This is a genomic window from Streptomyces sp. ERV7 (assembly GCF_001653515.1).
GTDB lineage: Bacteria > Actinomycetota > Actinomycetes > Streptomycetales > Streptomycetaceae > Streptomyces.
Genome location: NZ_LYOY01000040.1, coordinates 1378709 through 1403264 on the forward strand (window position 1 = coordinate 1378709; position 24556 = coordinate 1403264).

At 70.8% G+C, this 24556-nt stretch carries 22 protein-coding genes, 1 tRNA gene and 1 pseudogene; 15 read left to right on the top strand and 9 right to left on the bottom strand.

Going from position 1 to position 24556, the window contains the following annotated elements; genetic code table 11:
• Positions 1-42 precede the first annotated feature (42 nt).
• Both A8W25_RS20870 and A8W25_RS20875 read right to left on the bottom strand, forming a co-directional pair.
• Entirely contained in the window at positions 43-1002 is a 960-nt protein-coding gene (locus tag A8W25_RS20870; protein WP_067163575.1) for a DUF4232 domain-containing protein, read from the bottom strand.
• A 119-nt stretch (positions 1003-1121) separates the two neighbouring features.
• Complete coding sequence (locus A8W25_RS20875) at positions 1122-3392, bottom strand: alpha-L-arabinofuranosidase C-terminal domain-containing protein (protein WP_234386512.1); 2271 nt, start codon at positions 3390-3392, stop codon at positions 1122-1124.
• A gap of 156 nt (positions 3393-3548) precedes the next feature.
• On the opposite strand from A8W25_RS20875, the gene A8W25_RS20880 reads away from it, so the two are divergent.
• The 4 genes and pseudogenes from A8W25_RS20880 (at position 3549) to A8W25_RS35070 (ending at position 5800) form a co-directional block, all read left to right on the top strand.
• Positions 3549-3622, top strand: a tRNA-Gly gene (locus A8W25_RS20880).
• A 155-nt stretch (positions 3623-3777) separates the two neighbouring features.
• The gene (locus A8W25_RS20885; protein WP_158942634.1) at positions 3778-4245 is read left to right on the top strand and encodes a hypothetical protein; all 468 of its coding nucleotides are present in this window, start codon (positions 3778-3780) and stop codon (positions 4243-4245) included.
• 180 nt (positions 4246-4425) lie between these two features.
• Positions 4426-4734: pseudogene (locus A8W25_RS20890) on the top strand (NUDIX domain-containing protein); the annotation flags it as partial.
• Between the two features lie 298 nt (positions 4735-5032).
• Positions 5033-5800 carry a hypothetical protein gene (locus A8W25_RS35070; RefSeq protein ID WP_234386513.1) on the top strand — a complete coding sequence of 256 codons (768 nt, stop codon included), beginning with the start codon at positions 5033-5035 and terminating at the stop codon, positions 5798-5800.
• An 11-nt stretch (positions 5801-5811) separates the two neighbouring features.
• Here the strand turns inward: A8W25_RS35070 and A8W25_RS35075 are convergent, their stop codons facing one another.
• Positions 5812-5982 (bottom strand): hypothetical protein, encoded by a 171-nt coding sequence (locus tag A8W25_RS35075; RefSeq protein WP_234386545.1) that lies wholly within the window; start codon positions 5980-5982, stop codon positions 5812-5814.
• Positions 5983-6637: 655 nt separating this feature from the next.
• Entirely contained in the window at positions 6638-7114 is a 477-nt protein-coding gene (locus A8W25_RS20900; protein WP_067163578.1) for an SsgA family sporulation/cell division regulator, read from the bottom strand.
• A gap of 423 nt (positions 7115-7537) precedes the next feature.
• Here A8W25_RS20900 and A8W25_RS20905 point away from each other — a divergent pair, with 423 nt between their 5' ends.
• The 4 genes from A8W25_RS20905 to A8W25_RS20920 all read left to right on the top strand — a co-directional run bounded on the left by A8W25_RS20905 (position 7538) and on the right by A8W25_RS20920 (position 10564).
• Positions 7538-7765, top strand: coding sequence for a hypothetical protein (locus A8W25_RS20905; protein WP_067163580.1), 228 nt, complete (start codon positions 7538-7540; stop codon positions 7763-7765).
• Between the two features lie 64 nt (positions 7766-7829).
• Positions 7830-8294, top strand: coding sequence for a cupin domain-containing protein (locus A8W25_RS20910; RefSeq protein ID WP_067163582.1), 465 nt, complete (start codon positions 7830-7832; stop codon positions 8292-8294).
• 140 nt (positions 8295-8434) lie between these two features.
• On the top strand, positions 8435-9217 hold the full coding sequence (locus A8W25_RS20915) for a GntR family transcriptional regulator (RefSeq protein WP_067163583.1): 783 nt from the start codon (positions 8435-8437) through the stop codon (positions 9215-9217).
• 18 nt (positions 9218-9235) lie between these two features.
• Positions 9236-10564, top strand: coding sequence for a hypothetical protein (locus A8W25_RS20920; RefSeq protein WP_067163585.1), 1329 nt, complete (start codon positions 9236-9238; stop codon positions 10562-10564).
• Here the strand turns inward: A8W25_RS20920 and A8W25_RS20925 are convergent.
• Together A8W25_RS20925 and A8W25_RS20930 are read right to left on the bottom strand one after the other, a co-directional pair.
• A complete protein-coding gene (locus A8W25_RS20925) occupies positions 10554-12509 on the bottom strand; it encodes an APC family permease (RefSeq protein ID WP_067163587.1) in 1956 nt (651 codons plus the stop codon). The genes A8W25_RS20920 and A8W25_RS20925 overlap by 11 nt on opposite strands.
• 98 nt (positions 12510-12607) lie before the next feature.
• The gene (locus A8W25_RS20930; RefSeq protein ID WP_067163589.1) at positions 12608-13429 is read right to left on the bottom strand and encodes a neocarzinostatin apoprotein domain-containing protein; all 822 of its coding nucleotides are present in this window, start codon (positions 13427-13429) and stop codon (positions 12608-12610) included.
• A gap of 373 nt (positions 13430-13802) precedes the next feature.
• On the opposite strand from A8W25_RS20930, the gene A8W25_RS20935 reads away from it, so the two are divergent.
• The 4 genes from A8W25_RS20935 (at position 13803) to A8W25_RS20950 (ending at position 17713) form a co-directional block, all read left to right on the top strand.
• Entirely contained in the window at positions 13803-14894 is a 1092-nt protein-coding gene (locus A8W25_RS20935) for a phosphatidylinositol-specific phospholipase C domain-containing protein (protein WP_234386514.1), read from the top strand.
• Positions 14895-15030: 136 nt separating this feature from the next.
• Positions 15031-15801, top strand: a complete 771-nt coding sequence (locus tag A8W25_RS20940) for a serine hydrolase domain-containing protein (RefSeq protein ID WP_324616258.1) — start codon at positions 15031-15033, stop codon at positions 15799-15801.
• A 90-nt stretch (positions 15802-15891) separates the two neighbouring features.
• A complete protein-coding gene (locus A8W25_RS20945) occupies positions 15892-16806 on the top strand; it encodes an NAD-dependent epimerase/dehydratase family protein (RefSeq protein ID WP_067163592.1) in 915 nt (304 codons plus the stop codon).
• 13 nt (positions 16807-16819) lie between these two features.
• Positions 16820-17713 carry an RNA polymerase sigma-70 factor gene (locus tag A8W25_RS20950; protein ID WP_067164306.1) on the top strand — a complete coding sequence of 298 codons (894 nt, stop codon included), beginning with the start codon at positions 16820-16822 and terminating at the stop codon, positions 17711-17713.
• Between the two features lie 57 nt (positions 17714-17770).
• Here the strand turns inward: A8W25_RS20950 and A8W25_RS20955 are convergent, their stop codons facing one another.
• Both A8W25_RS20955 and A8W25_RS20960 read right to left on the bottom strand, forming a co-directional pair.
• Positions 17771-19324 carry an MFS transporter gene (locus tag A8W25_RS20955; protein WP_067163594.1) on the bottom strand — a complete coding sequence of 518 codons (1554 nt, stop codon included), beginning with the start codon at positions 19322-19324 and terminating at the stop codon, positions 17771-17773.
• A 138-nt stretch (positions 19325-19462) separates the two neighbouring features.
• Positions 19463-20026 carry a TetR/AcrR family transcriptional regulator gene (locus tag A8W25_RS20960; RefSeq protein ID WP_067163595.1) on the bottom strand — a complete coding sequence of 188 codons (564 nt, stop codon included), beginning with the start codon at positions 20024-20026 and terminating at the stop codon, positions 19463-19465.
• Between the two features lie 147 nt (positions 20027-20173).
• On the opposite strand from A8W25_RS20960, the gene A8W25_RS20965 reads away from it, so the two are divergent.
• The 3 genes from A8W25_RS20965 to A8W25_RS20975 all read left to right on the top strand — a co-directional run bounded on the left by A8W25_RS20965 (position 20174) and on the right by A8W25_RS20975 (position 22997).
• Positions 20174-20662, top strand: a complete 489-nt coding sequence (locus A8W25_RS20965; RefSeq protein ID WP_067163597.1) for a hypothetical protein — start codon at positions 20174-20176, stop codon at positions 20660-20662.
• Between the two features lie 219 nt (positions 20663-20881).
• Entirely contained in the window at positions 20882-21568 is a 687-nt protein-coding gene (locus A8W25_RS20970; RefSeq protein ID WP_067163598.1) for an SDR family oxidoreductase, read from the top strand.
• Complete coding sequence (locus A8W25_RS20975; protein WP_079126216.1) at positions 21555-22997, top strand: MFS transporter; 1443 nt, start codon at positions 21555-21557, stop codon at positions 22995-22997. Before A8W25_RS20970 ends, A8W25_RS20975 begins: the two co-directional genes overlap by 14 nt.
• Before the next feature lie 105 nt (positions 22998-23102).
• On the opposite strand, the gene A8W25_RS20980 is transcribed toward A8W25_RS20975, so the two are convergent.
• On the bottom strand, positions 23103-24458 hold the full coding sequence (locus A8W25_RS20980; RefSeq protein WP_067163602.1) for a glycoside hydrolase family 18 protein: 1356 nt from the start codon (positions 24456-24458) through the stop codon (positions 23103-23105).
• Between the last annotated feature and the right edge of the window lie 98 nt (positions 24459-24556).

Genomic DNA, 24556 nt, shown 5'->3' on the forward strand with positions numbered 1-24556 from the left:
GATTCGCCGGTTTGAGCCCGCCCTCCGCTTTCCGGACGGCGCCTACTCCCCCGTGGAGCGCGCGGTGCGGCTCGGCCTGGGTGCGGGGTAGTCGTCGGGGCCCGCCGGGCGGGAGGCCTTCTCCGTGTCCTTCGTCCAGGGGCCGACGCCGAGCCTGCCCGTGGTTCCGAGATCCAGTTCCGGGGTCACGATGGCGGCAGGTGAGCCGGGGTTCACCGTCACCCGGACATAAGGGACATTCACGGGGTCGCCCGACTCGGTGGTGTTGCGCCACATCAGGGACGCGTACGCCGTCTCCCCCGGCTTCAGTGTCACGGGGCGGGGCGGAACGTCCGGGCCCCCTGCCGTGGAGATCGCGCCGGTGCCGTCGAGGATCCGTACGCCCGCGATCGGCCGCCGCTTCTCGTCGAGGAGCTGGAGGCGCGGGTAGCCGCTGGTCCGTACGACTCCGGTCCCGCAGTTGGTCAGGTGGAGTCCTACGACGCGGAGCCCCATGGCCGCATCGCCCTTGTCGGTGGTGACGCGCATGCCCGAGGGCGGGCACTTCGCGGAGTCGGCGGAGGCCTCGTCCGCCGGGACCGCGCGCACCTTGGCGATGCGTACGCGTGGGTCCGCACCGGCGTCGGGGACCTCTCCCAGCTCGACGGTGTCCCGGACGGTCCGCCCCGGCGCCACGGCCACCACCGTCCGGCTCGGGGAGGAGGTGACTTCTCCGGAGGGTTTCCTGAGCTCGAAGGTGAGGGTGTAAGTGAACGGCTCGGTCTCCGTGTTGGTGACCTCGAAGTCGATCGCCGCACCCGGCGACGGGCGGCAGCCCAGCCGCACTATCCGCACACCGTCCCGCTTCAGGTCGGCGGGATCGCCGGTGAGCGGGCGGGGGGTGCACATGGGCGAACCGGACGCGGCGGAGGAGCCGGATACGGCGTCCTCCGATCCGCATCCGGCGACCAGGGCGGCGCTCGCGGCGAGGAGGGCGGCGGTGAGCAGGGCGGCGGAACGCATACGCCCCACCCCATCAGCGAGGAGATCATCCCGGCAATGGTGAAGACCACACGCTTCGTCACAGTCGTGATACAGCGTCACTCGCCGCCCGCCCGCGAAGCCCCGCGCCGCCGGTCATCTCAGTTCGTCCGCACTTCCAGGACCGTGACCGAGTACGGGGCGAAGGTCGCCGTGAAGGCGGGGGTGATACCGCCGACGGACCTGCTGCGCGGGATCACCGCCTCGGGGTTCGCGAGGGTGTTGGTGGCCTTGCGGTCCGCGGCGGCCAGAACCGTGACGGTCCCGGTCGACGCCGTGCGGGCGACTCCCTTCAGGGTGACGGCCGTCCTGCGGGCCGTGCCGCCGGTGTTGACCACCGCGAGGTAGATGCGGTGGGTGTCCGGGTCGTGGGTGGTGACGACGTTGAGGCCGGGCAGCGCGCGCACCTCGGTGGGCAGGACCACCGTGCCCCGGTGGGTGCGCAGCAGCTGCTGGGCGTAGTAGCTGGGCGAGTTGTAGCTGGCCAGACCGGAGTACGCGATGAGGTTGGTGGCCCAGGTGTTGTCGTTGACGTGGCTGAACAGCGGCGCGTAGCACTCCATGAGGACCTGGTCGGAGTTGCGGATGAGCCCGGCCAGCCAGGACGCGTCGCCGAGTGCCGCGTCGAGGTTCGGGGTGGGGCGGCCCTCCTGCGCGGCCCACTCGCCGACGAACACCTTGGGGCCGCGGCGGTCCCGGCCGTCGTATTTGTGGGAACCCGCCTGGAAGGCGGACGGCGACTGGTAGTAGTGCTCGTCGATCAGGTCGTACGGGCGGGAGGCGACCGGTGTCGTGGCGATCAGCTTCAGCGCCGGGTAGCGGGCCCTGATCGCGTCGTGGAAGGCCGCGTAGCGCTCCTCGTACGAACCCGACCTGTCGAACCAGTCCTCGTTGCCGATCTCCACATGGGTGAGGGGGAAGGGCGCCCGGTGCCCGTCGGCCGCGCGCCTGGCGCCCCAGGTGGAGGTGGCGGGCCCGGTGATGTACTCGATCTGGTCGAGGGCGTCCTGCACGAAGGGCTTCAGGGCGTCACCGGTGACATGGGCGCCCTGCAGGGAGTATCCGGCGTACACGCACAGCAGCGGGACGCAGTTCAGGTCCTCGGTCATCTGGAGGTATTCGGGCAGGCCGAGGCCGTCGGTGGACCAGTATCCCCAGGCCGAGTTGCGGTGTCCGGGCCGCTCCTCGACGGGGCCGATGGTCTTCTTCCAGTCGAAGCGGTCGGCGATGACGTTGCCTTCGAGGTAGTTGCCGCCGGGGAACCGCAGGAACGCGGGCCGCAGGGCTGCGAGCTTCTCCATCAGGTCCACGCGCAGACCGTTGCGCCTGCCCTTGTACGTGGGCGGGAAGAGGGAGACCTGGCTCAGCCAGAGCGTGCCGGCGGCCGGGGCGGTGACGACCAGGCGGGCGTTGAGGGTGGTGGGGGCGCCGGGTCCGGTCCGCAGGGTCAGCTCGTGCTTGTGCCACGAGGTGGTGAGCGCTCCCGTGGTCGCGCTCGCGTGGACCGTGCCGTCCGTGCCGACGATCGCGACGGTCACCTTGCCGGTCACGGAGGGCGATTTGATGTGGAGGGAGGCGCGGTAGGTGGTGGAGGGACGGACCGGGATGCCCCAGAAGCCCTCGTTGGCGACGCCGTCTCCGGCGGCGCTGGTGGTGACGCGCAGGGACTGGGTGAGGGCCTGGTTGAGTGGCTGGGCGGTGTCCACGGCGAAGGTCGCGGCGCCCACGGTGGACCAGTGCAGCGGGGTGGCCGCGGCCATGAAGCTGCGGTTGTTGACGAGTTCGGCGTAGAGGCCGCCCTCGCCGCTGTGGTTGATGTCCTCGAAGAAGATCCCGCCGAGTTCCGGGCTGACCACCGGGCCCGGCCGGGTGGCGTCGACGGCCAGCAGGGGCCGGGTGGAATCGACCGGCACGCCCGCGAGGGCCGCGGCCTGTTCGGCGGTGAGGGCGGTGTCGAAGACCTGGACGTCGTCGATGAGGGCGTGCGCCTGATCGGCCTCGGCGCCTGCGAAGAAACCGCGCCCGACGGCGGTGGTGCCGGTGGCGCGCCAGCCGCCGGGGTGGGGGACCTCGCCTTCCAGGATCCCGTCGACGTAGAGCCGGATGGCCCCGGCCGCCGTGTCGTCGACCCCGAGGAGGTGGTACCAGACGCCGGTCGCGGGAGCGAAGGACGCACCGGCCACGGCGGCGGAGCCGTTCGCCGAGGTGGCGTCGGAGGGCAGCCGGGTGAAGGCGAAGGCGCCGGTGTCGTCGCGCAGTTGCAGGAAGAAGCCGCTGACCTGGGTGCCGTCGACGGAGGCGAAGGTCTGGTATCCGTTGGTGGCGGTGAGCCGTACCCAGGCGGAGACGCTGAAGCTCCTGGCGGTGTCCACGGCGGGCCCCGGAGCCCGCACCGTACGCCCCAACTCCGGCCCCCGGCACCCGAATCCCGCCACACGGAACGCGCGAAGCCCCCGGGCGGATACGCCGGGGGCCTGGCATGGGGTAGGGTGAGCAACGATGCGAGTCCCCTTCGGGGGGTTCGTCGCGCGAGTGTAGTTTAATGGTAGAACATGAGCTTCCCAAGCTCAGAGCGCGGGTTCGATTCCCGTCACTCGCTCCACCAGAAAGCCCCAGGCCATCGGCCCGGGGCTTTTTTGTTGTCCGGACCACATCAGGCATCGCGTGCCCGTTGCGTGCCCGATATCGGTGGCCGCACCGGCCGCGGCACGCTCACCTTCGCGGGCGGCGTCGTCCCGGTCCGCAGATAATCCCCGCATGCATCCCACTGAGCTGGTGACCCGTCAGGCCGAGGCGATCGTTGACCGTCTCGGCCTGACGGGCCGGTGCGAGATCTCGGTCGTGACCGTTGGGTACGACCCCACAGCCCTCACGAGGGAAACCGCTACTGCGCCCTTCACGACGGAGGCGTACAGCTCCTGGCTCACCGTGCAGTCGGGGCCAGAGCCGCTCGACGATGAGCCACCCCTGGACGAAGGCGTCCACGTGCTGGTAACCAGCGCCGACGAGTCGACGCGGGTCCACCTGCCACCGGACATGGAGGACGTCGAAACTCTGGTGCTCCTGGCTGACCGGCTGCAGGACTGGGCCGTTGAACTGACCCATGGCCAGGCCCTGCCGCCATGTCCAGGGCACCCGCACCCGATGTCTGCTGCCGCAGTGGACGACAGTGCGGCCTGGGTCTGCCCCTCCAGCCCCGAACAGGCGTTGTTCCTGATCGCCTGACCCGCCGCAACGCCGCTCCAAGCCGCACCAGAACCCGCTCCCAGCGGGAGTCGCTAGTGGACAGGACCGGCGGGACGCCGGCCCAGCCCTGCGGGTGCTCAGGCTTCCCGCACGGCTGACTCATCGGCCGTGCCGCACGGGCGTGAGAGGAAGGGGTGGACGGTCGCCCCTTCGCCACCACCCATCACCCAGACCGCGGTCCGCGAGCTCTACGAGGAAACCGGCCTGACCGTGAAGCCGGATGCCCTCAAGGTCGCCCACATCATCCACGGCGCCTGGGGCGTCGAAGCCCCCAACGGCTTCCTCACGGTCGTCTTCGTAACCCACGAATGGGACGGCGAGCCCGAGAACCGCGAGCCCCGCAAGCACTCCCAAGTCAGCTGGGTCGACGCCGCCGCCATCCCCGGGGAGTTCATGGCCACCACCGCCAGCGCCCTCCATCGGTACCTGTCCGAAGGCCCTCAGGTCTCCCTCGACGGCTGGCAATAGGAGCCATTCATCCCTTCACAAGGCCTGGCAATGCCTTCGAGGAGCTGACCACTTGCCTTCTGCTTTCACAGACCGATGAGGTCACAAGCGGTACCAGGCTGGCCAAGTCAGCGTTAAGGGCAGGGAGATGAGAGGAACATCGACGGTGCGGTGCTGTAACCCGACTCCTGGGGGGGGGATCCACCGGTGCTACTCCCGTCTACCCACTGCCACCACGGGCTTTCTCCGTTCCACCCCGCCTGCGACCTCATCCAGACCAGCGAAAACGGCGAAACCCGAGCAAGAACAGGACACAGACATGAGCTCCCCGTACCCGCAGCGGGACCCCGATCCCCAGCTGACGCCTGCGCCACCGAAGAAGCCCATGGGCAAGGGCAAGAAGATCGCCATGGGCGTCGGCGGCGGTGTGGTGCTGCTCATCGTCATCGGCAGCCTGAGCCCTAAGGGTGACGATGGCAAGGACGACAACAAGGCCGAGACCGCTAAGAGCGTCCGTACGGCAACCGGACTACCGACCCCCGCGACCACACCGTCGGCGCAGCCCGCGACCAAGCCGGACAAGCAGCCCACCCTTGCCGCCCCTGCGGCCAATCCGCTGCCCGACCTCATCGGCATCGGTCTCCAGAGCGCCCAGGACCAAGCCCAGGCCGCGGGGTTCTACAACCTGGCCTCCCACGACGCCACCGGCCAGGGCCGCTATCAGGTCCTCGACCGCAACTGGAAGGTGTGCTTCCAGACTCCTCGCGCCGGACAGGTGCCCTCCGGCGCGAAGATCGAGTTCGGAGCGGTGAAGACCGACGAGAGCTGCCCCTCGACGGACCTGAACCCGGCAGGCGCCGAGACAGGCGGCTCCCTCCCCGACTTCACCGGCAAGAGCGTCCAAGCCGCCCGCCGGGCCCTGGACACCTCCGCGTCCATCACCGCCGAAGACGTCAGCGGCCGGGACCGCGCCGTCCTGATGGAGAGCCACTGGAAGATCTGCTCGCAGACTCCGGCGGCCGCCAGCAGGTGGAACGGCCAGCCCATCACGTTCAAGGTGGTCAAGACCGCCGAGAACTGCCCCTGAGCCATGCCTGTTCACCGTCTCCGGGCGGCGCCGCCTCGTCCCACGCCACCGCAGGTTGGAAGTGAATCCATCCGGCCGCCGTGTCGCTCGCCCATGGTGAACTCGGACGCCAGGAAGCGTACGCCGAGCATCGCCTCCATGTTCCGCTCGATCAAGGTCTGCAGCTCGCGCTCGACGGGCACGAGGCCATCGCATCTCAGCAGGCCGCTTCGCCCACCGCGTGCCCCAGCCGTGCCCTCCGGACCGGAAAATCCCGGTCTACAGCGGTGCAAGCCGGTCCGCGCCAGAAGCCCTGGCAGCCCTGTTTTCGCAGGTCAGACAGCACACCGGCCACGCAGCACCCGTTGATTCCCAAGCTCAGAGCGCGGGTTCGATTCCCGTCACTCGCTCCATGACAAAGGCCCTGGTCCATGACCGGGGCCTTGTTTGTTGTCTGGACCCGTGCCGGGGTGTCCGGCGGGCCGGGCGGCGGCGGTTCCGGCGCTCTGGGCGGTGCCCAGGGCCGCGGCGACGAGCAGGGCGGCCGCGAGGGCGGTTCTCGCGGATCCGGCAGATCTCGCTCGGGTGGGCGTGTGTCTGTTCACGTGGCTCCTCCAGACCGGACCGGGGTCCGGACGTCATGGGGTACGACGGTGGGGGTGGGAGCACGGTCCGGCGGCGGCGCGGGATGGTGCGCCGCGGCGGAACCGGGTGAGCGACTAGTAATGTTCATGTCATTGACAGAACTGTCAATAGCCGCAGGAGCCACACACGTTCACGCGAGATGCTTTCGAGCCGCGCCCGCTCCGGAGAGCCGGGGCGGGCGGCGGACTCAGGAATCCGTTCCCCCCGTCGGCTCTACTGGGCGCCGTGGTCCAGACATGGACACTCCCGCCCGCACAAGCGGCAGGCCGGGGCCGGTAACGGGGTCGGCGCGAACAACAGGTCCAGGACCGCGTCCACGTCGTAGCCGTCCAACTCGCTTCCCTCCGGAACGAGTTGGTACGTACGGGAAAGGAACTCCGCGACGTCCTCCAGACCGGCGAGCAGATCGGCGCTCCCTTCGTCCGAATCCAGCCTGATCCGTAACCCCCCTTCGCCGCAGTACCAGACCCGCACGTCCCCCATGCCCACCGGGCGGCGGGACGTCAGCCCCTCGGCCACCAGGTCGCGGCCCATCGTCCAGGTGGTGTGGGTGCCGTTGCCGCACACGAAGTCCACGGACACCGCGAGCGGATCGTCGGAGTCATAGGTCATCACGGCTTCCACCGGTGTCATGGCATCACCCCCCTCGTGCAGCAGCTCCACATACAGCGGTACGCAGATCTCTTCCATGTCTCCCCCCTCGGGACGGGCACCAGCGTCGTCTCTATGTCCTCTATGACGAAATGGACAGTGGTGTTAGTGACGGATTCCACCACCTCACATACGCCCCGCGCGCCCGAACCTGCTCAACTGCCCCCATCGGAACCCGAAAACGTGTAGGCGCGCCCACAGTCAAGGGGGCGCGCCGGACACACGAAGGCGTCGGGACGGCTCAACACGCCCCCTCGCCCTGCCACACGCCCCACTGGCCGGCGATCCCCGCTCCCCGCTCCGGGTCCACCACTTGGCCCGACGAGCCGTACGGGACGGTCGCGCCCCGCCCGACCGCGCCGCCCTCCGCCACGCCCGCGCGCCGCGCGACCCTCGTTGTCAGTGCCGCGAGGGATGCTTGACGGTCCGACACCTTTTTCCGGACACGAGGGAGAAACCGAGATGACCGAACCGGAGCGCACGGCCGCCAAGGCGTACGTCCGGCTGCTGCGGACCGCGCAGGCCGTGCTCGCCGACCCGGCGACGGCCCCGCGCGCCCTCGCGCTGCTCACCGGGCCGATGGCCGAGGCCGAGGAATCCCTGCGGGCGGCGGGCCTGGCGGGCAACGAGGCCAGACTGTTCGCCCTCGTGGACGACCTCCAGACCGATACCTGCGCCTCGGGTCCATGAGGCCGGGCCGCACCTGCCACTATGGGGGCTCCGGGGGCGACGGCAAGGGGAAAGGGTGCACGTCATGCGGGACTGGGTCGCCGAGCTCGGGCTCGAACCCCACACGGAGGGCGGATACTTCCGCCGGATCTACACCAGCGCGCACACCCTGTCGCTGCCCCGGGGCCCCAGACCGGCCGCCACCTCCATCCACTATCTGCTCACCCGTGACGCGCCCCGCGGCCGCCTGCACCGCAATCGCAGCGACATCCTGCACTTCCTCATCGACGGCGGACCGCTCGAATACGTGACGCTCGCCCCGGACGGCACCCTCGGCCGCGTCCGCCTCGGCGCGGACGACGAGAGATTCCTGCTCGTCCCCGGCGGCCACTGGAAGGCGTCCCAGCTGGTCGACGGCGCCGAACAGGGCCTGGTCGCCGAAGTGGTCACCCCCGGCTTCGACTACGCGGACCACGAGTTCGCGACAGAGGCGGACCTGCGCGGATTTCCGGACGCGAACGACGCGCTCCGGCCATTCCTGACCGCGTGACCCGCGCGCCACCTTGCTCGCGTGTGGCAATCTCGCCAATGACCGCCTCCGGATCACCCTGGCGGTCTAGACCAATGATACAAAGGCAGTCGCTCCACAGAACCACTCAGACACCCGCAGTGATCGATCTAGGGAGACACATGCCCGGCACACATGGTCATTCCCTGCCCCCCGTCCCCCGCTACCTGGAGATCGCCCACGACCTCAAGTCCACGATCGAGTCCGGCACTTCGGCCCCCGGCCACCGGCTGCCCGCCGAGCGGATCCTCGCCGAGCACTACCGCAGCAACCGCCAGACGATCCGTCAGGCCCTGGACGTCCTGCGGCAGGAGGGGCTCATCAGCACCGAGAAGCGCGGCTCGTTCGTCCGCGGCGACCGCCCCGGCGAGGCGCACGCACGGCTGCTCCAGGCGCCCCCCGAGGCACAGTTCCCGCTGGGCGCGCTCAGCCCCCGCGCGGGCATCGCAGCCGCAACCCGGCTGGTCTGGGAGGCCGCTCCCGCCGCCTACGCGACACAGCTGGGCCTGCGGCCCGGCGTGCGCACCCTCGTCCACTACTACACGGCCTCGGCCGGCGACAGGGTGATCCAGCACGCGGTCAGCTACCTCTCCCCCAGCCTCATCGCCCAGATCCCGCTCCTCGCCCGCTACGAGCGGACGCTGTCCCACCACACCCACAGCGATCTGCGCCGGCTCTACGCCTGGGCGGCGGACGCGGGGCTCAGCCTGGAGCACAACGAACAGCTCACCATGGCCCCCGGCGACGCCCGCTCCGACGGCGTCCCGCAGCTGGAGATCCACCGCGAGGTGCGCGACCAGCACCACCGCACCGTGGAGATCACCCTGCTGACCTTCCCCCATGCCGAACAAGGCCCGATATATCACTTCACGTCCCCGGCCCGGGATGTGCGTCCGCCACTCTGACGCCTACCCTTCCTGCCCATGACCAGATCATGGAAGACAGGGCTCACCGCCCTGGCCGCCGGGTTCGCCGCCGTCACCGGATCCCTGGCGACGGCCGGTCCCGCCCAGGCGGCCACCCCGTTCGGCTCGATCGACAGCGCCGTCGTCGGCCAGTTCGCCCTCGACCCGGTCGCGGACTTCGGCGGGCAGCGCCAGAACACCTTCGACGTCTACGACGAGGCGATCAAGGCGGTCGAGGCCAAGGGCGCGGTCGCCCAGGTGAACGCCACGAGCGTGCTCACCTCGGGCGGCCGCACCGGCACCAACGGCCTGTGCCACAGCACCGGCCTGGCGTCGAGTCTCAGCCCCACGGGCTTCTGCTGGGACAAGGCGGACGACACGTCCAACTCGTACACCGACGCGGGCGGCTGGACGCCGCAGGGCCTGACCGGCTCGTACGACGCCCAGCCCGGCGGTCTCGTCGACGGCCACAAGGCGTTCCTGGCCTCCTGGCACTTCAGCCGGGGCCTGGGCGGGGCGAACCCGGTGCCCAACGAGTTCGCCCGGGTCAGTCTGGTCAACGCCGACAACAACAAGATCTCGTACAACCATCTGCTGCTCGTCGAGCCGACCGGCACCCGCGCGGGCGGCGACGGCGACTTCCGGGCCGTCCAGGGCACCCACGCCGACGGCGTGGTCTGGTACGGCAACAAGGTCTTCGTCGCCAACGGCCGCTGGCTGCAGGTGTACGACCTCCAGCACATCTGGAAGGTCAATTCCAGCCAGGAGTCGGTCGGCATCACCGGCACCACGTCCTCGGCGCGCTGGAGCAACTACGCGCTGCCGATGGTCGGCCGCTACCGCACCACCGCCGACGACAGCACCGCCTGTGTGGTGACCACCGGCACCAGCCCCTGCCTGAACTCGCTGAGCCTGGACCGCACCGGCCAGGACGGCCTGGTCTCCGCCGAGTACAAGTCCGGCGGCGCGGGCGGCCGCGTCGTGCGCTGGCCGCTGAACTACCTCACCGCGCTCCCCACCACCACCGACCCGTCCGGTCACGGCGTCAGCCACGCCACCGTCGGCTACTCGTCGCCGGTCTGGGCGATGCAGGGCGCCGCGACCAACGGCCAGTACTGGTACATGAGCGGCACCTGCCCCACCGGCACCGGCGGCGGATCCGGTGACGCCATCGACTACTCGTGCATCCACCGGGCGCTGCCCAACGACGCCCCGCACGTGTACACCACCTCCCCGGTGCTGACCCAGAACCTCGGCTACTCGCCGGACACGGGCCGGATCTGGGGCATCAACGAGCGCATCAACTCCACCACCGGCATACGGGTCGTCTTCTCGATCACGGGCTGACGCCGCCGCCCGTCCCGGAGAGCCCCGCGCGGCTCTCCGGGCGCGCCGACTGGAGCAGATACGGCACGTCGATGACGGCGACGCCCGGGGTGAACAGCAGCCTCGCCTTGAGCCGCAGCGCGTTCTGGTTGTGCAGCGGCTGCTCCCACCAGTGGCCCACGATGTACTCGGGGATGACCACGGAGACCATCGCGTCCGGGTCGGCCGACGCCCGCTCCTGGACGTAGGCGATGACCGGGGAGACCACTTCGCGGTACGGCGAGTGCAGGATCCTCAGCGGTACGTCGAGGTCGTGCTCGTCCCACTGCCGCCGCAGCCGCTCGGCGTCCTCGTCCGCCGCGACCGTGAGGGCGGTCAGCGTGCTGGGCCGCAGCGCCTGCGCGAAGCCGATCGCCTTCAGGGTGGGCGCGTGCACCGAGGCGACCAGGACCAGCACATGGTGGCGGGCGGGCTTGCGCGGCCTGTCCCGCGGCGAGACGGCCACCTGCCGGGCCACCTGCTCGTAGTGCCGCCGCACCCCCTTCATCCCGACGAACAGCACCGGCATCGCGATGATCACCAGCCAGGCGCCGTGGGTGAACTTGGTGATGAGCACGATGACGAGGACCAGGCCGGTGAGGGTGGCGCCGACGGCGTTGATGGCGAGGGAGCGGTGGATTTCGCGCCGCCTCGGTGCCTCCGGGCCGGTGGCCAGCTCCTTGCGCCAGTGCCGGACCATGCCCGCCTGGGAGAGCGTGAAGGAGACGAAGACGCCGATGATGTAGAGCTGGATCAGCCGGGTGAGCTCGGCGTCGAAGGCGATGATCAGGGCGACGGCGGCGAGGGCCAGCAGCACGACGCCGTTGGAGTAGACGAGCCGGTCTCCCCGGTTGTAGAGCTGGCGCGGCGCGTACCGGTCCCGGGCGAGGATCGAGGCGAGCATCGGGAAGCCGTTGAAGGCGGTGTTGGCGGCGAGGACCAGGACGCCCGCGGTGAACGCCTGCACCAGGTAGAAGAGGAAGTCGACGTGGCCGAAGGTGGCCCGGGCGATCTGGGCGAGCGCGGTCGAGGTGGCGGTGCCGGGCGGCAGCCCCAGCTCGGTCGGGTCCGCCGTCACATGCACCTTGTAGGTGAGGGCCAGCGTGGTGATGCCCACGAACATCGTCACCGACAGGAAGCCCATCGCGGCCAGGGTCGCGGCCGCGTTGCGGCTCTTGGGCTTCTGGAAGGCGGGCACCCCGTTGCTGATCGCCTCGACGCCGGTGAGCGCCGTACAGCCGGACGCGAACGCCCGCATCGCGAGCAGCACCAGGGCGATCCCCGTGTAGGTACCGGCCTGGTGGATCGGCAGGTGCGCCGACTCGGCCCGGATGGTGGTGCCGGTGGCCAGGCGGATGCCGGCGACCAGGAACATCACATAGATGACCGCGACGAAGCCGTAGGTGGGAATGGCGAAGATACGGCCGGACTCGCGCACACCGCGCAGATTGAGCAGGGTCAGGACGGTGACGAAGCCCACGGACAGCGCCACTTGGTGGTCGTGGAGCGAGGGCACGGCCGAGGTGATGGCCGCGACCCCGGAGACGACCGACACGGCGACGGTGAGTACATAGTCGACGAGCAGGGCGCTCGCCGCGGTCAGGGCGGCGGTGGCGCCCAGGTTCTCGGCGCTCACCACATAGGCGCCGCCCCCGCCGGGATAGGCGTGGCAGGTCTGCCGGTAGGAGGCGACCACCACGACGAGCAGGAAGACGATCGCGGCCGCCGCGTACCAGGCCAGGTGCAGCAGCGTGACCCCGCCGAGCGCCAGGACGAGCAGGATCTCCTCGGTCGCGTACGCCACCGAGGAGAGCGGGTCGCTGCAGAAGATGGGCAGGGCCAGTCGTTTGGGCAGCAGCGTCTCGCCGAGCCGTGAGGTGTCCAGCGGACGCCCGACCAGTACCTGTTTGGCATTGAACCTGCGCATTTGCGCATCATCGACGTGCGAGAGCCCGCCCCGGCCGTACGACACGGCCGGGGTGGCCATCCGGGTGGGCCCACTTCCGCGGGCCCTTCCGGGCCCGATCAGCGCGCGGCGGGCGTGGCGGCGAAGCCGATCGGCGTACGGACCGTCGAGGGGCCGTGGTAGCGCGAGGCGAAGGCGACCAGCTCGCAGTTGTCCTTACGGCAGTCGGCCGCGCGCCCGTCGATGGTCGTGAAGGCGACGGAGACCGTGAGGTCCTGGTCGATCCGGCCCTGGTCGGTGGTGGCGGGCGGACGGCTGCCCGGGCGGCAGGCGAAGGTGTCCGTCGCGCCGGCCAGGCACTCCAGGACCGGGATGTGGTACTGCGGCTCGTACCGCTGTCCGCTCATATGGACGCTCTGCCCGTCCGTCAGCCCGCTGTTCGGCGTCGCCCGCAGGGTGGGCCGCGCCTCCAGCGGCGCGTGCGGCAGGAACTTCAGGGGCACGGTGGTGAGCACGGCGCCCGCGTTGTCGGTGAGCGCCAGCAGGCACCTGTCGGCGGCGGTCGCGGTCCGGCAGTCGACGGGTCCGGCCGGGGTGTCCAGGATCGTGTAGAGCTTCTTGGGCGAGAGCTGATAGGTGCCGTCGGGGTAGACCCGGAACTGCCGCCCGGTGTTCTCGTCGCACGCCGTGCCCCCGCCGGAGGTGGCCACGCACTGCTCGACCCAGACGTACTCCTTCGGCGGGCCGCCGGTGATCCCGAAGCTGACGATGTCGCCGTCGCGGATGCCGGTCGTCCGGTCGACCTTGAGGGTGGGCCCGTCGGGCGCGGGGGCGGCCGAGCCGGGCTGCGCGCCGACGAGGGCGAGCGCGAGGGTGCCGCAGACGGCGACCGCGCCGAGGAGCGCGCGTCTCCGTCTGGTGCGGAGTGCGGTACGGGTCATGGACTCGGCCTCCCAGCCGGTTGAGGGATGTGCGGGTTTCGCGTACATGCAGCCGACCGTCGGGGAGTTCGGTGACCGTGACCGGCTCACTGAGTCCGGCATCCGGCCCGGGCACCTCGCCCAGGGACAGCGCGGGCTCCGAGCCGGACAGCATCCTGGCGTGCGGACCGGGTGGCGGCCAGAGCACCTTTCGGTCAGCGCGGGACGACCGTGGCCGGAACGGCCGAGGACGGGGCGTCGGCCAATGCCCTTCCGCCGACGCGGGTTTCGTCGGTGACAACCGGAATGCACCTCGTCTTGCTTGTCATGACTCCGTCGATTCACACTCTGCTGTCACCGTCCGACGAACAGTCGCCCCCCACAGGAGGTCCCCGTGCCGGAATCCCTGCCCAGACGCCCCGTCACCCGCCTGCGCTCCGCGCTGGCCGGTGCCGTCGCCATCGGCCTGGGCCTCGCGCTCGTCGGCGCGGGCGGCGGCTCCAGCGCCTCCGCCGCCGCGGGCGAGAGCCTGCCGCTGTCCGGCGCCACCTCGTCGGGCCTGCACAACACCTATGACCCGGCGGCCTTCCGCTATCTGGCGCAGGCGCTCGACACCGGCACCTCCATGATCGAGCTCGATGTGTGGGACGACTTCATCACCAAGGAGTGGAAGGTCAGCCACTCCAACCCCCTGGGCAACAGCAACAACTGTGTCAACGCGAGCACACCCGCCCAGCTCTACTCCGGCAGCGCCAACAAGAACCTGGAGAGCTGTCTGGACGACGTACGGGTCTGGCTCGCGGCCCACCCCGGGCATGGCCCACTCATGATCAAGCTGGAGATGAAGGCCGGGTTCCAGTCCCGCTTCGGCCTCGGCCCGGCCCAGTTGGACCAGGCGATCAGCGCCCACCTCGGCTCGGCCGTCTTCCGCCCGGCCGACCTGCTGGCCAAGCCGGGCGGCGGCCAGTACGCCACCCTCGACGAGGCGGCCACGGCCGGGAACTGGCCCACCCGCGAGCAGCTCGCCGGAAAGGTGATCCTGGAGATCATCCCCGGCACGGTCGAGGAGGGCAATCCGACCGACACCCTGTGGACCGACAAGGAGTACGCGACGTATCTGCGCGATCTGCACTCCGCCGGGCGCACCGCCCAGGCCCAGATCTTCCCCACGGTCCACGGCGCCCGGCCCGGCGACCCGCGCACCCGCTACGCGGACGCCTCACTGCGCCCGTGGTTCGTCCTGTTCGACGGTGACGCCGCCACCTACCTCAACGGCACGATCGACACCGCCTGGTACGACGCCCGCCACTATCTGCTGGTGATGACCGATGCCCACAGCGTCGCACCGGCCCTGGACGGCAAGAACCCGCCCCCGGCCGACGCCCAGGCCCGTATCGCCCTGCTGGCCAAGTCCCACGCGACCATCGCCTCCAACGACTGGACCGCGCTTCCCCAGGTCCAGGGCCTGACGCTGCCCCGAGGCTGACGCCGGGCAGCAGTTCACCGGGGCCGCCCCACCCATGCCGGGCGGCCCCGCCGCACACCGCCGGACCGGCGTCGGTGATCATGGAAGGGTGCGCCCCGTACCCCTTTGCGTCCTCAGCAGCTCCGCCCCGCCTCGCGTGGAGCACGGCCATGACCCCGAACTGTTCGTCCAGATAGGTTCGTTGACCAAGACCCTGACCGGCACCCTGCTGGTCCGCCTCGCCGTCGCGGGCGCGCTCGGGCTCGACGATCCGATCGAACGCTTTCTGCCCGCACCCGCGGGCGCCGGCATCACCCTGCGGCATCTGGCCGCCCACACCTCCGGCCTGCCCCGGCTGCCTCCGGGCCTCAACCGCCGTGACCCGTATGCCCCGTTCGACGCCGAGGCGCTCGACGCCCTGGTCCGACGCCTCGACACCCTGGCCACCACACCGCCGGGAGAGCGCGAGGAGTACTCCAACTTCGGCTACGCGGTGCTCGGTTCGGCCCTGGCCGCCGCGGGAGGCGCCCCCTACGAGCAACTGCTCCGCGAGTACGTACTGGGCCCGATCGACCTCACCGACGTCACCTCCACCCCGGCGCCGGAGCGGCGCCTGGTCGCACGGGGGCTCTTCGGCCGCCCCGTCCGACCGTGGACCATGACCGGGGCGATCCTCCCGGCCGGAGGCCTGTGGGCCACCCCGGTCGCCGCCTCCCAGCTGGTCACCTCGCTGCTCGTCGAACGCCGCCTCGGCGAGCCCGCCCCGTCCTGGCAGCGGGCCGGGCGCCTGCTCTGGCACAACGGGGCGACCAAGGACGCCTCCGTCTTCGCGGGCGCCCTGCCGAACGGCACCTGGGTCCTCGTCCACCGGCTCGGCGGCGACCCCGACGCCACCGACAGGATCGGAATCGATCACCTGAAGGTATGACGCAGGTCACCTTTCGGCCTGTCACGTCCGCGCGCCTCCGCTTGTCCCATGAGCATCACCACGGCAGGAACGCGAGAGGGAGACAAGGCGATGAGGATTCTGCTGGCAGGGGCGAGCGGGGTGCTGGGGCAGCGGGCCGTGCGGGAGCTGACCGCCGCGGGCCACGAGGTGGCCGGACTCGGACGCGGCGCGTCCAACACCGTACGGGCGGACCTGCTTGACGGGGACGCGGTGCTGCGCGCGGTCGACGGGATGGCGTTCGACGTCGTCATCCACGCCGCCACCGCGCTCCAGGGCACGTCCCTGATCCGCCACCAGGAGATGGCGGGCACCAACGCCCTGCGGGTGAAGGGCACGGCCAACCTGCTGGCCGCCGCCCGGGCCACCGGCGCCCGCCGGATCGTCCTGGAGAACATGATGTTCGGCTACGGCTACGGCGACCACGGCGCCCGGCCCCTCACCGAGGACGGCACACGCTTCGGCCCGGCGGGGACCAACGCCTGGCTGGAGCAGCACGTCGGCGCCATGCGCGCCAAGGAGGAGCTGGCCTTCACCGCCGACGGGATCGACGCGGTCAGCCTGCGCTTCGGCCTCTTCTACGGCAAGGACGTCACCGACACCACCATTCTCACCATGCTGCGCAAGCGCAGGCTCCCGGTCGTCGCCGACCACGGCCGGCAGCTGGCGTGGGTGAACGTGGACGACGCGGCCCGCGCGCTCGCGGCCGCCGTCGAACGCGGCCGCCCCTCGGGGGCGTACAACATCGCCGACGATCTGCCGACCGGCTTCGGCACCCATGTCCGCGCCGTCGCCGAGGCGTTCGGCGCACCGGCTCCCCTGCGCGTCCCGCTGTGGCTGCTCAGGGCCGCCCCGCTCGCCCACACCGTCATGGCGACCAATCTGCGTCTGGACAGCAGCAAGGCCAAGGAAGAGCTGGGCTGGCAGCCGAGCCAGGCGGACAGCGTCGAAGGGGTTCGCTCGCTTGCCCGCACCCTGGGTGTCTGACAGCCTGACCGCCGTGATCCATGCGACCGCCGAAGACGCCGCCCCCGACCCGTTCGACGAACACCGACGCCTGCTGTTCGCCACCGCCTACCGCATGCTCGGCAGTGTCAGCGACGCCGAGGACATCCTCCAGGACACCTGGCTCAAGTGGTCCCAGACCGACCGGAGCGGGGTCCGGCACGCCAAGGCGTATCTCATACGCACGGTCACCAACCTCTCGCTGAACCGGCTCACCTCGGCCGCGGTCACCCGCGAGGCGTACGTCGGCCCCTGGCTGCCCGAACCCTGGCTCACCACTCCCGACATCGCCGAGGAGGCGGAGTTGGCCGACACCGTCTCCATGGCGATGCTGGTCGTCCTGGAAACCCTCAGCCCCGTCGAACGGGCGGTGTTCCTGCTGCGCGAGGTCTTCGGCTACAGCCATGCGGAGATCGCCGAGGTCCTCGACCGCCCGGAGCCGACGATCCGTCAGATCGCCCACCGCGCCCGCGCGCACGTCCAGGCGCGACGCCCCCGGTACGACACCGACGCGGAGCAGCGCTCCCTGGTCACCCGTCGTTTCATCGCCGCCTGCCAGGGCGGCGACCTCAACGCCGTGATGGAACTGCTCGCCCCCGATGTGACCGCCTGGTCGGACGGCGGCGGCAAGGTCACCGCCGCCCGCCGGCCGGTGCACACCGCCGACCATGTGGCCCGCTGGGTGCTCGGCGTCCTCGCCAAGCCGGGTGTCGAAGCCCTGAGGGTCCGGCCCGCGCTCCTCAACGGCGAGCGCGGCCTGCTCCTCCACGTGGACGGCCGCCCGGTGGGCGCGCTCTGCTTCGACCTGCTGGACGGACGCATCCACCAGCTGTGCTTCCAGTTCAACCCCGACAAGCTGGCCGGTCTGCGGCCCGGCCACGGCGACTGACCGGGCCGAGGGCGAGGGCCCGCTGCCTCAGTGCGCGTCAGTGCGCGTCAGTGCGCCTCAGTGCGCGTTCTCCGTGGGGCGCAGGTCCCTGGGTATCCACGCCCAGACCATCGCGGCGGCGGCGAGCGCGAGACCCGCGGCGACCAGGAAGGCTGGCGTCACCGCCGCGCTGTAGGCGGACGAGACGGTGTCGAGCAGCGCCTTGCCGGCCGGGCCGCCTATCTCGTCGGCCATGTGCGCGGCTTCGCCGACGGAGTCACGCACCTTGTCCGCGGCCGGCCCTGCCAGGTCGAGCGAGGGCAGCCCGGCCGTGTACAGGGCGGTGGCGAGGCTGCCGAGGATGGCCACGCCCATGGCCGCGCCCAGTTCGTAGCAGGTCTCCTCGATCGCCGCCGCTCCGCCCACGTCGTCCGTGGGCGCGGCGGCCATGAGGGTCACGGACGCCACCGTGGTGGCCACACCGACGCCGAGTCCGAGCACCGCCAGGGCTGTGCCGAAGGCCGGGTATCCCACCGTCGCGAACTGCTGGACGACCCAGGGCAGGGCGAGCCCCGCCGCCATCGCGACCAGTCCGGCGCCCATCACATGCCGGATGGGGAAGCGCTGCATCAGCACGGGCGTGGTCATCGAGGTGACGATCAGGCCGAGCGGCGCGGGCAGCAGCCGCACACCGGCCTGCAACGGGGTGTACCCCTGCGCGTACTGGAACCACTGCGTCACCAGGAAGAGCACCGCGCCCATGCCGACCATGCCGAGGAAGATGGCGGTGGCGGCGAGGCTGAAGGAGCGGTTGGCGAACAGCCGGACCTGGAGGAGGGGCACCTCCAGGCGGAGTTGCCGGCGTACGAACACGGTCAGGGAGATCGCCGCGACGGCCAGCAGGATCCACGGGAACGGGTCGTCGACACCGCTCTTGCCGAGCTGTTTGATCCCGCCCGCGAGGGCGAGCATGCCAACGATCGACTGCCCCACGCCCCACCAGTCCCACTTGCCGCTCCGCGCGGAACGCGACTCGGGCAGGAACCACAGGCCGAACCCGATCACCAGCGCCGCGACGGGGATGTTGAGCAGGAACGCCGACTGCCAGCCGTGGTCCTGGACGAGCAGACCGCCGATGATCGGCCCCAGGGCCATTCCGCCGCCGAGGACCGCGGCCCACACCGCGTACGCGAACGCCCTCTCGCGCGCGTCCGTGAAGACGTCCCGCAGGATCGAGAGCGTGGACGGCATGATCGCCGCGCCGCCGACGCCGAGCAGGGCTCGCGCGCCGATGACATGCCAGGCCTCGGTGGCGAACACGGCGAGCAGCGAGGCGAGCGCGAAGATCCCGAAGCCGACCAGGAGCAGGCGCTTGCGCCCCCAGCGGTCGCCGAGGCCACCTGCGGTGACGAGCAGGCCCGAGAGGGCCAGGGCGTAGACATCGATGATCCAGAGCTGTTCGACCGAGCCGGGCTGGAGGTCCGCCACCAGCGACGGGAAGGCCACGTTGAGGATCGTGGTGTCCATGGCGATCAGCAGAAGGCTCCCGGAGAGGATCGTCAGGACGATCCAACGCCGGGGATCCAGGCGCTCGGTGAGGTCGGCGGCGGGCCGGGAGACAGGGGCGTACATGGGGGTTCCGTTCGGAGCTGGAGCTATAGCTGCAAGGAAGCGGTTCGTTGGAAGTGGTTCGCCGGAAGTGGTCGGTGCGAAGGCCGCACCGGCCCACGAGGTGCCGCCGGGCGACACGGGTCAATGGGGACGCTGTTGTCAGGGCGAGGCGTCCGGCGGTTCCACACCGTTGCGGAACACCGTGCCGACCAGACGGCGGATCTCCCGATGCCCGAGATGGCCGTCACGGACGCCCTCGGCGGCCGCGTCGAGCAGTCCCCACAGCATGTACCAGATCCAGTACGGCGGCAGGTCGCCGCGGAGGCGCCCGAGGCGCTGCCCGAGGGTCACGAAGCGCAGCGCCCGCTGGTCGTGCCCCTCCAGGCCGGCCCGGAAGACGGGATCCGCGAGGACGAGGCCGTCGTGGGCGGTGAAGCCGTACAGGTCCACGGCCGGCGCGAGGTCCGCGATCAACCGTTCGAGTGAGGCATCGAAGGCGGCCGCGTCCGCGTCGTCGGGCAGGTCGGTCGCGGCCAGCCGTTCGTCGATGACCTCGATGGCCCGCGCGGCGACGGCCCTGATCAGCGCTTCCCGAGTCGGATAGCGCCTGCTCAGCGTCGCGCGGCTGATGCCGATCCCGGTGGCGACCTGGACCAGCGAGGCACCGCGATTGTCCGCGAGTACGCGCGCTGCCGCATCGAGCAGCGCTTCTTCTTTCAGCATGACGATCCCTCCATGCCTCACATGATACAAATTTGTCTCACATGGCGCAAAACTTACTCACCGAGATGCCCTCGCAACCCGCAGGCTCCACGCGCCGCGCCGATTCGGCGACACTTGCCCTCCCCGGCACCCGGAGAAGGGATCACGGTGACGCCTCCCCAAGAGCACGGCGAGCGGGCCCCGGCAGCGGCTTTCGAGGCGGCGACCGGCGACGGCCCGGCACCGACCGAACCACCCGCCCAGCGGGAGGCCGCGGTACGGGTCGCCTTCGAGGGGCTGCTACAGATCCGCCGCCTGATGAACACCGGGCACCCCGACCCGCTTTCCGCACCCGCCTCCTGGGAGCGGAACCAGATGGTGCGCGCCATCGCCCTGGCACTGGAGGCCGCAGGCATTCCGCCGTCGACCGTGGGCGCCGCCGGAGAGCGAACCGCGACGGGCTACCGAGTGGGCCCGGCCGACCAGCCGGCGGTCGTCCGCGTGGAGTGGCTGGGCCCTGCCGGGAGCGGCGCCGCCCAGGAGGAACCCGAAGCACTGCGCCGTTGTGCGGACGCACTGCGTCCGCTGGGCTGGGAGGCGCTGGAATACCGGGGTGCGCGGCGCCACCGCTACCTGGAGGTCGAGGCGGCGACCTGACCGCCGTCCCCGCGCACCACCACATCGACCTCCCCCTCAACCGCGCCTGACCCGCCACAGGCCTCTCCCCTACCCCCCTCGCATCCACCAGCCGAACCGCACCCACGGGAAACCTCCTCCATTTGAATATCCAACCCACTCCGCTATGGTGAGTCCAGATTTCCAACTCACTCGTCTCCGGGTCAAACGGCCTTCCACGACTCCCGAAAGAAGACACGCATGCGCGACACCACGGCGCTCGTGACCGGCGCCAATCGAGGGCTGGGGCGTGCGTTCGCCCTCGCCCTGCTGGAGCGGGGCGCCAAGACCGTCTACGCGGCGGCGCGCGATCCGCGTACGGTGACCGACCCGGGCCTCACCCCGATCGCCCTCGACATCACCGACCCCGCCCAGGTCGCCGCGGCCGCAGAACGCTGCTCCGACACCTCCCTTCTCCTCAACAACGCGGGGATTCTGAGCGGTAGTTCCCTGATCGGCGCGGACTCACTCGAAGGGGCGAGGGCGGAGCTGGAGACCAATCTGTTCGGCACCCTCGCGATGTGCCGCGCCTTCGCCCCCGTACTCGCCGAGAACGGTGGCGGCGCCGTGGTCAACATGCTCTCCGTACTGTCCTGGCACACCCTGCTGCAGGTCGGCTCGTACGGTGTCTCCAAGGCAGCCGCCCTCTCGATGACCAACGCGATACGCGAAGAGCTGCGCCCGCAGGGCACATTGACCGTCGCCGTACACGCGGCCTTCATCGACACCGACATGGCGGCGGGCGTCGACCAGCCGAAGACGAGCCCCGTCGACGTCGCCCACCAAGTGCTCGACGCGGTCGAGGCGGGCCGGGAGGAAGTACTCGCCGACGAGATCACCCGCCAGGTCAAGGCCACGCTCTCGGGAGTACCGCATGCCACGCGCTGAACTCCGCTCCAAGGGCAGCCCCATGGCCGCCCTGGTGGCGGCCTGTCTGGGCCTGTTCACCGTCTTCCTCCAGACCACGCAGACCATCGGCACCCTCAGCGCCGTCCAGGACGACCTCGGCATCGCCCCGGCCGACCTCGTCTGGGTGCCCAGCATGTACACCCTGGTCGTCGCCTCCTTCGTCCTCGGCGCCGGCGCCCTCTCGGACCGATGGGGCCGCCGCAGGGTCTTTCTCGCCGGTGCGGTGGCGATGGGCGCGGGAGGACTGGTCCTCGTCCTCGCGACCAACCTGCCGACGGTCCTGGCCGGCCAGGGCCTCGCGGGCCTCGGCGGGGCGCTCATCACACCGAGCTCGCTCGCGCTGGTCAGCCACGCCTTCCCCGACCCGCGCCGCCGGGCGGGCGCCATCTCCGCCTGGGCCGCGGCCTCGGGGCTCGGTTTGGCGATCGGCCCGCTCACCGCCGGACTCGCACTGCGGTGGTGGACCTGGCACGAGGCCTTCTGGCTCAACCTCGTGCTCGGCGCCCTGGCCGTCCTCGTGGCCCTGACCTGGGTGGCGGAGTCCCGCGTTCCCGGCGGCCGACCCGACTGGGCCGGCCAGATACTCGGCACAGCCGGACTCGCCCTGCTCATCTACTGGTTGATCGACGGTGGCCACCACGGTTACGCCTCCGCCCGCGCACTCTCCTCACTCGCCGGAGCACTCGTACTCCTCGGCGTCTTCGTCGCCGTCGAACTGCGCCGCGATCACCCCATGGTCGACCTGCGTCTGATGCGCGACCCGTCCTACAGCGCCTCCCTGCTGCTCGCCGCCACCGTCCTCTTCGGCTTCGTCGGGGTCACCCTTCTGCAGGTTCTGTGGCTCCAGCGGGTGCGCGGTCTGAGCGCACTGGAGGTCGGCATCCAACTCCTGGCGGAGTTCGGCACGTTCATCGCCGCGTCGGTCGTGGCAGGCGTGCTCGTTCGCAAGTGGGGTCCCCGGCCGCTGATCATCGCCGGGCTCCTCCTGGCCGCCCTCGGTGCGGGACTGTTCGCCACGGTCGAGCCGGGCGACACCTTCACCGGGTACGCCGCCGCCCTCGTCGTCTTCGGCCTGGGCTGCGGACTGGCCAACGCGCCCTCCACCGCACTCGGCGTCAGCCATGTGCCGCGCGGCCGCGAGGGCGAGGCGAGCGGCACGGTCAACGCCGCCCGCCAGGTCGGCGCGGTCCTGGGCACCAGCATCCTGGGCACCCTGATGACCTCCCACTTCACGGACCGCCTGGCGGCAGGTGCCAAGAACCCGGGCGCGGCCTTCACGGACGCGGTGGGCTACGCCGCGTGGACCGGGGCGACCGTGCTCGTCGCCGGGACCCTGACGGGCGTCGCCCTGCTGGCCCTCGCGGGCCGCCGCGGTGCGGGCGTGGCGGTGTACGAGGCGGCGGGCTAGCACCCGTCCAGGCAGTTCGGGGCCAGTGCCTGGTCCACAGCCTCCCACCTGCGAGGGTGCCCGGCCGGGCGTGGTCCCCCCTTCGGACCGCGCCCGGCGGGTGGCTCACCGGTGGGAGAGCCCGCGGTCGATGGCCGCCATCAGCTCGCCGTTCGCCGTGTCGCCGTCCAGCGACCAGACCATGGACCCGCCCAGCCCCCGGCCGCGTATGTACGCCGTCTTGGTCCGCAGCACCTGCGGATCGTCGTACGTCCACAGCGTCGTGCCGTCGAAGAGCCAGGCGGACCCGGCCCCACGGTCGCGGTAGACCTTGTACACCCCGGATCCGGCCAGCTTCTTGAGCACCTTGTAGTCCTCGTACCCCGCCTGCCAGGTGGCGGCGGCGGGGCCTGCCGCCGGCTGGTGGAGGCCGTCACCGCCCCCTGTCACACCGGTCCAGCCCTGCCCGTAGAACGGTATGCCCACGACGAGTTTGCGCGCGGGCGCACCGCGCCGGAGCCATGCGTCGACCGTTGCGTCCACACTGAAGTCGCCGCGGGCATAGAGCGCCGACTGCTGGTTGGTGGTCGCCTCCCCGGAGACATGGAAGTCGTATCCCTGGAGGTTGACGAAGTCGAAGTCCCGCATGATCTTGGGTACTTCGAACCCCGCGTCGATCTTGGCGGGCGCGGTCGGTACGAACGCCGAGAGCTCGTAGTGCCTGCGCGACCTCTGCGAGCGCGCGTACGCGTCGAGCTGCGTCCGGAACTCATGCGCCAGTGCCGTGAAGTTCCCCTTGTCCTCCGGCCGGAACACCGTGTCCGTGTCCCCCGCCGAGCCGGGCCACTCCCAGTCGATGTCGACCCCATCGAACAGCCCGGCGGCGGCACCCGCTCCGCCCCTCGCCCCGTCCACCGGCAGATTGCCCTTGATGTAGAGGTCGATGCAGGAGGAGACGAACGCCTTGCGCGATTCCGGGGTGCGAGCAGCGTCGGAGAAGTGCGTGGACCAGCTCCAGCCTCCCAGCGAGATCATGACCTTGAGCCCGGGGTGCTTGGCCTTGAGCTCGCGCAGCTGGTTGAAGTTGCCCGCGAGCGGCTGCCCGGCGGTGTCCGCCGTAGCGTCGACGGAGCTCGCCGCATCCAGCGGCCGGACGTAGTCGGCCCAGGCGTCGGCCTCGCCCGGCACGTTGCCGGTGAAGCACTTGCCGTCGGCCGAGACGTTCCCGAAGGCGTAGTTGACGTGGGTCAGCCTGTCGGCGGTACCGCTGGTGTCGAGATCCTTCACCTGGAAGTTCCGCCCGTAGACGCCCCATTGGGTGAAGTAGCCGACCTTCTTGTACGAGACTCCGTGGCCGGAGCCGGGTCCCATGGCCTGTTCCGTGCCGTGGGCATCGTGGGCCGACGCCGCCGGGGCGATCGCGGCGAGGAGGGCGAGGGCGCAGCCGGTGACGGCCGCTCTGCCGAGAAGTCTTCGACGCATGAGGCTCTCTTCTGTACGTATGCGGATGGATTCGTCTGCCGAAGGGTGCGCGGACGGTGTCCGGGGGTGCGAAGAAGGGTGCGAAGAGACGTGCGGTG

Coding starts and splice junctions, on each gene's coding strand:
- A8W25_RS20870 (WP_067163575.1), bottom strand. CDS start 1,002: ATGCGTTCCGCCGCCCTGCTCACCGCCGCCCTCCTCGCCGCGAGCGCC.
- A8W25_RS20885 (WP_158942634.1), top strand. CDS start 3,778: ATGCATCCCACTGAGCTGGTGACCCGTCAGGCCGAGGCGATCGTTGAC.
- A8W25_RS35070 (WP_234386513.1), top strand. CDS start 5,033: ATGAGCTCCCCGTACCCGCAGCGGGACCCCGATCCCCAGCTGACGCCT.
- A8W25_RS20900 (WP_067163578.1), bottom strand. CDS start 7,114: ATGGAAGAGATCTGCGTACCGCTGTATGTGGAGCTGCTGCACGAGGGG.
- A8W25_RS20905 (WP_067163580.1), top strand. CDS start 7,538: ATGACCGAACCGGAGCGCACGGCCGCCAAGGCGTACGTCCGGCTGCTG.
- A8W25_RS20910 (WP_067163582.1), top strand. CDS start 7,830: ATGCGGGACTGGGTCGCCGAGCTCGGGCTCGAACCCCACACGGAGGGC.
- A8W25_RS20915 (WP_067163583.1), top strand. CDS start 8,435: ATGCCCGGCACACATGGTCATTCCCTGCCCCCCGTCCCCCGCTACCTG.
- A8W25_RS20920 (WP_067163585.1), top strand. CDS start 9,236: ATGACCAGATCATGGAAGACAGGGCTCACCGCCCTGGCCGCCGGGTTC.
- A8W25_RS20925 (WP_067163587.1), bottom strand. CDS start 12,509: ATGCGCAGGTTCAATGCCAAACAGGTACTGGTCGGGCGTCCGCTGGAC.
- A8W25_RS20930 (WP_067163589.1), bottom strand. CDS start 13,429: ATGACCCGTACCGCACTCCGCACCAGACGGAGACGCGCGCTCCTCGGC.
- A8W25_RS20945 (WP_067163592.1), top strand. CDS start 15,892: ATGAGGATTCTGCTGGCAGGGGCGAGCGGGGTGCTGGGGCAGCGGGCC.
- A8W25_RS20955 (WP_067163594.1), bottom strand. CDS start 19,324: ATGTACGCCCCTGTCTCCCGGCCCGCCGCCGACCTCACCGAGCGCCTG.
- A8W25_RS20960 (WP_067163595.1), bottom strand. CDS start 20,026: ATGCTGAAAGAAGAAGCGCTGCTCGATGCGGCAGCGCGCGTACTCGCG.
- A8W25_RS20970 (WP_067163598.1), top strand. CDS start 20,882: ATGCGCGACACCACGGCGCTCGTGACCGGCGCCAATCGAGGGCTGGGG.
- A8W25_RS20975 (WP_079126216.1), top strand. CDS start 21,555: ATGCCACGCGCTGAACTCCGCTCCAAGGGCAGCCCCATGGCCGCCCTG.
- A8W25_RS20980 (WP_067163602.1), bottom strand. CDS start 24,458: ATGCGTCGAAGACTTCTCGGCAGAGCGGCCGTCACCGGCTGCGCCCTC.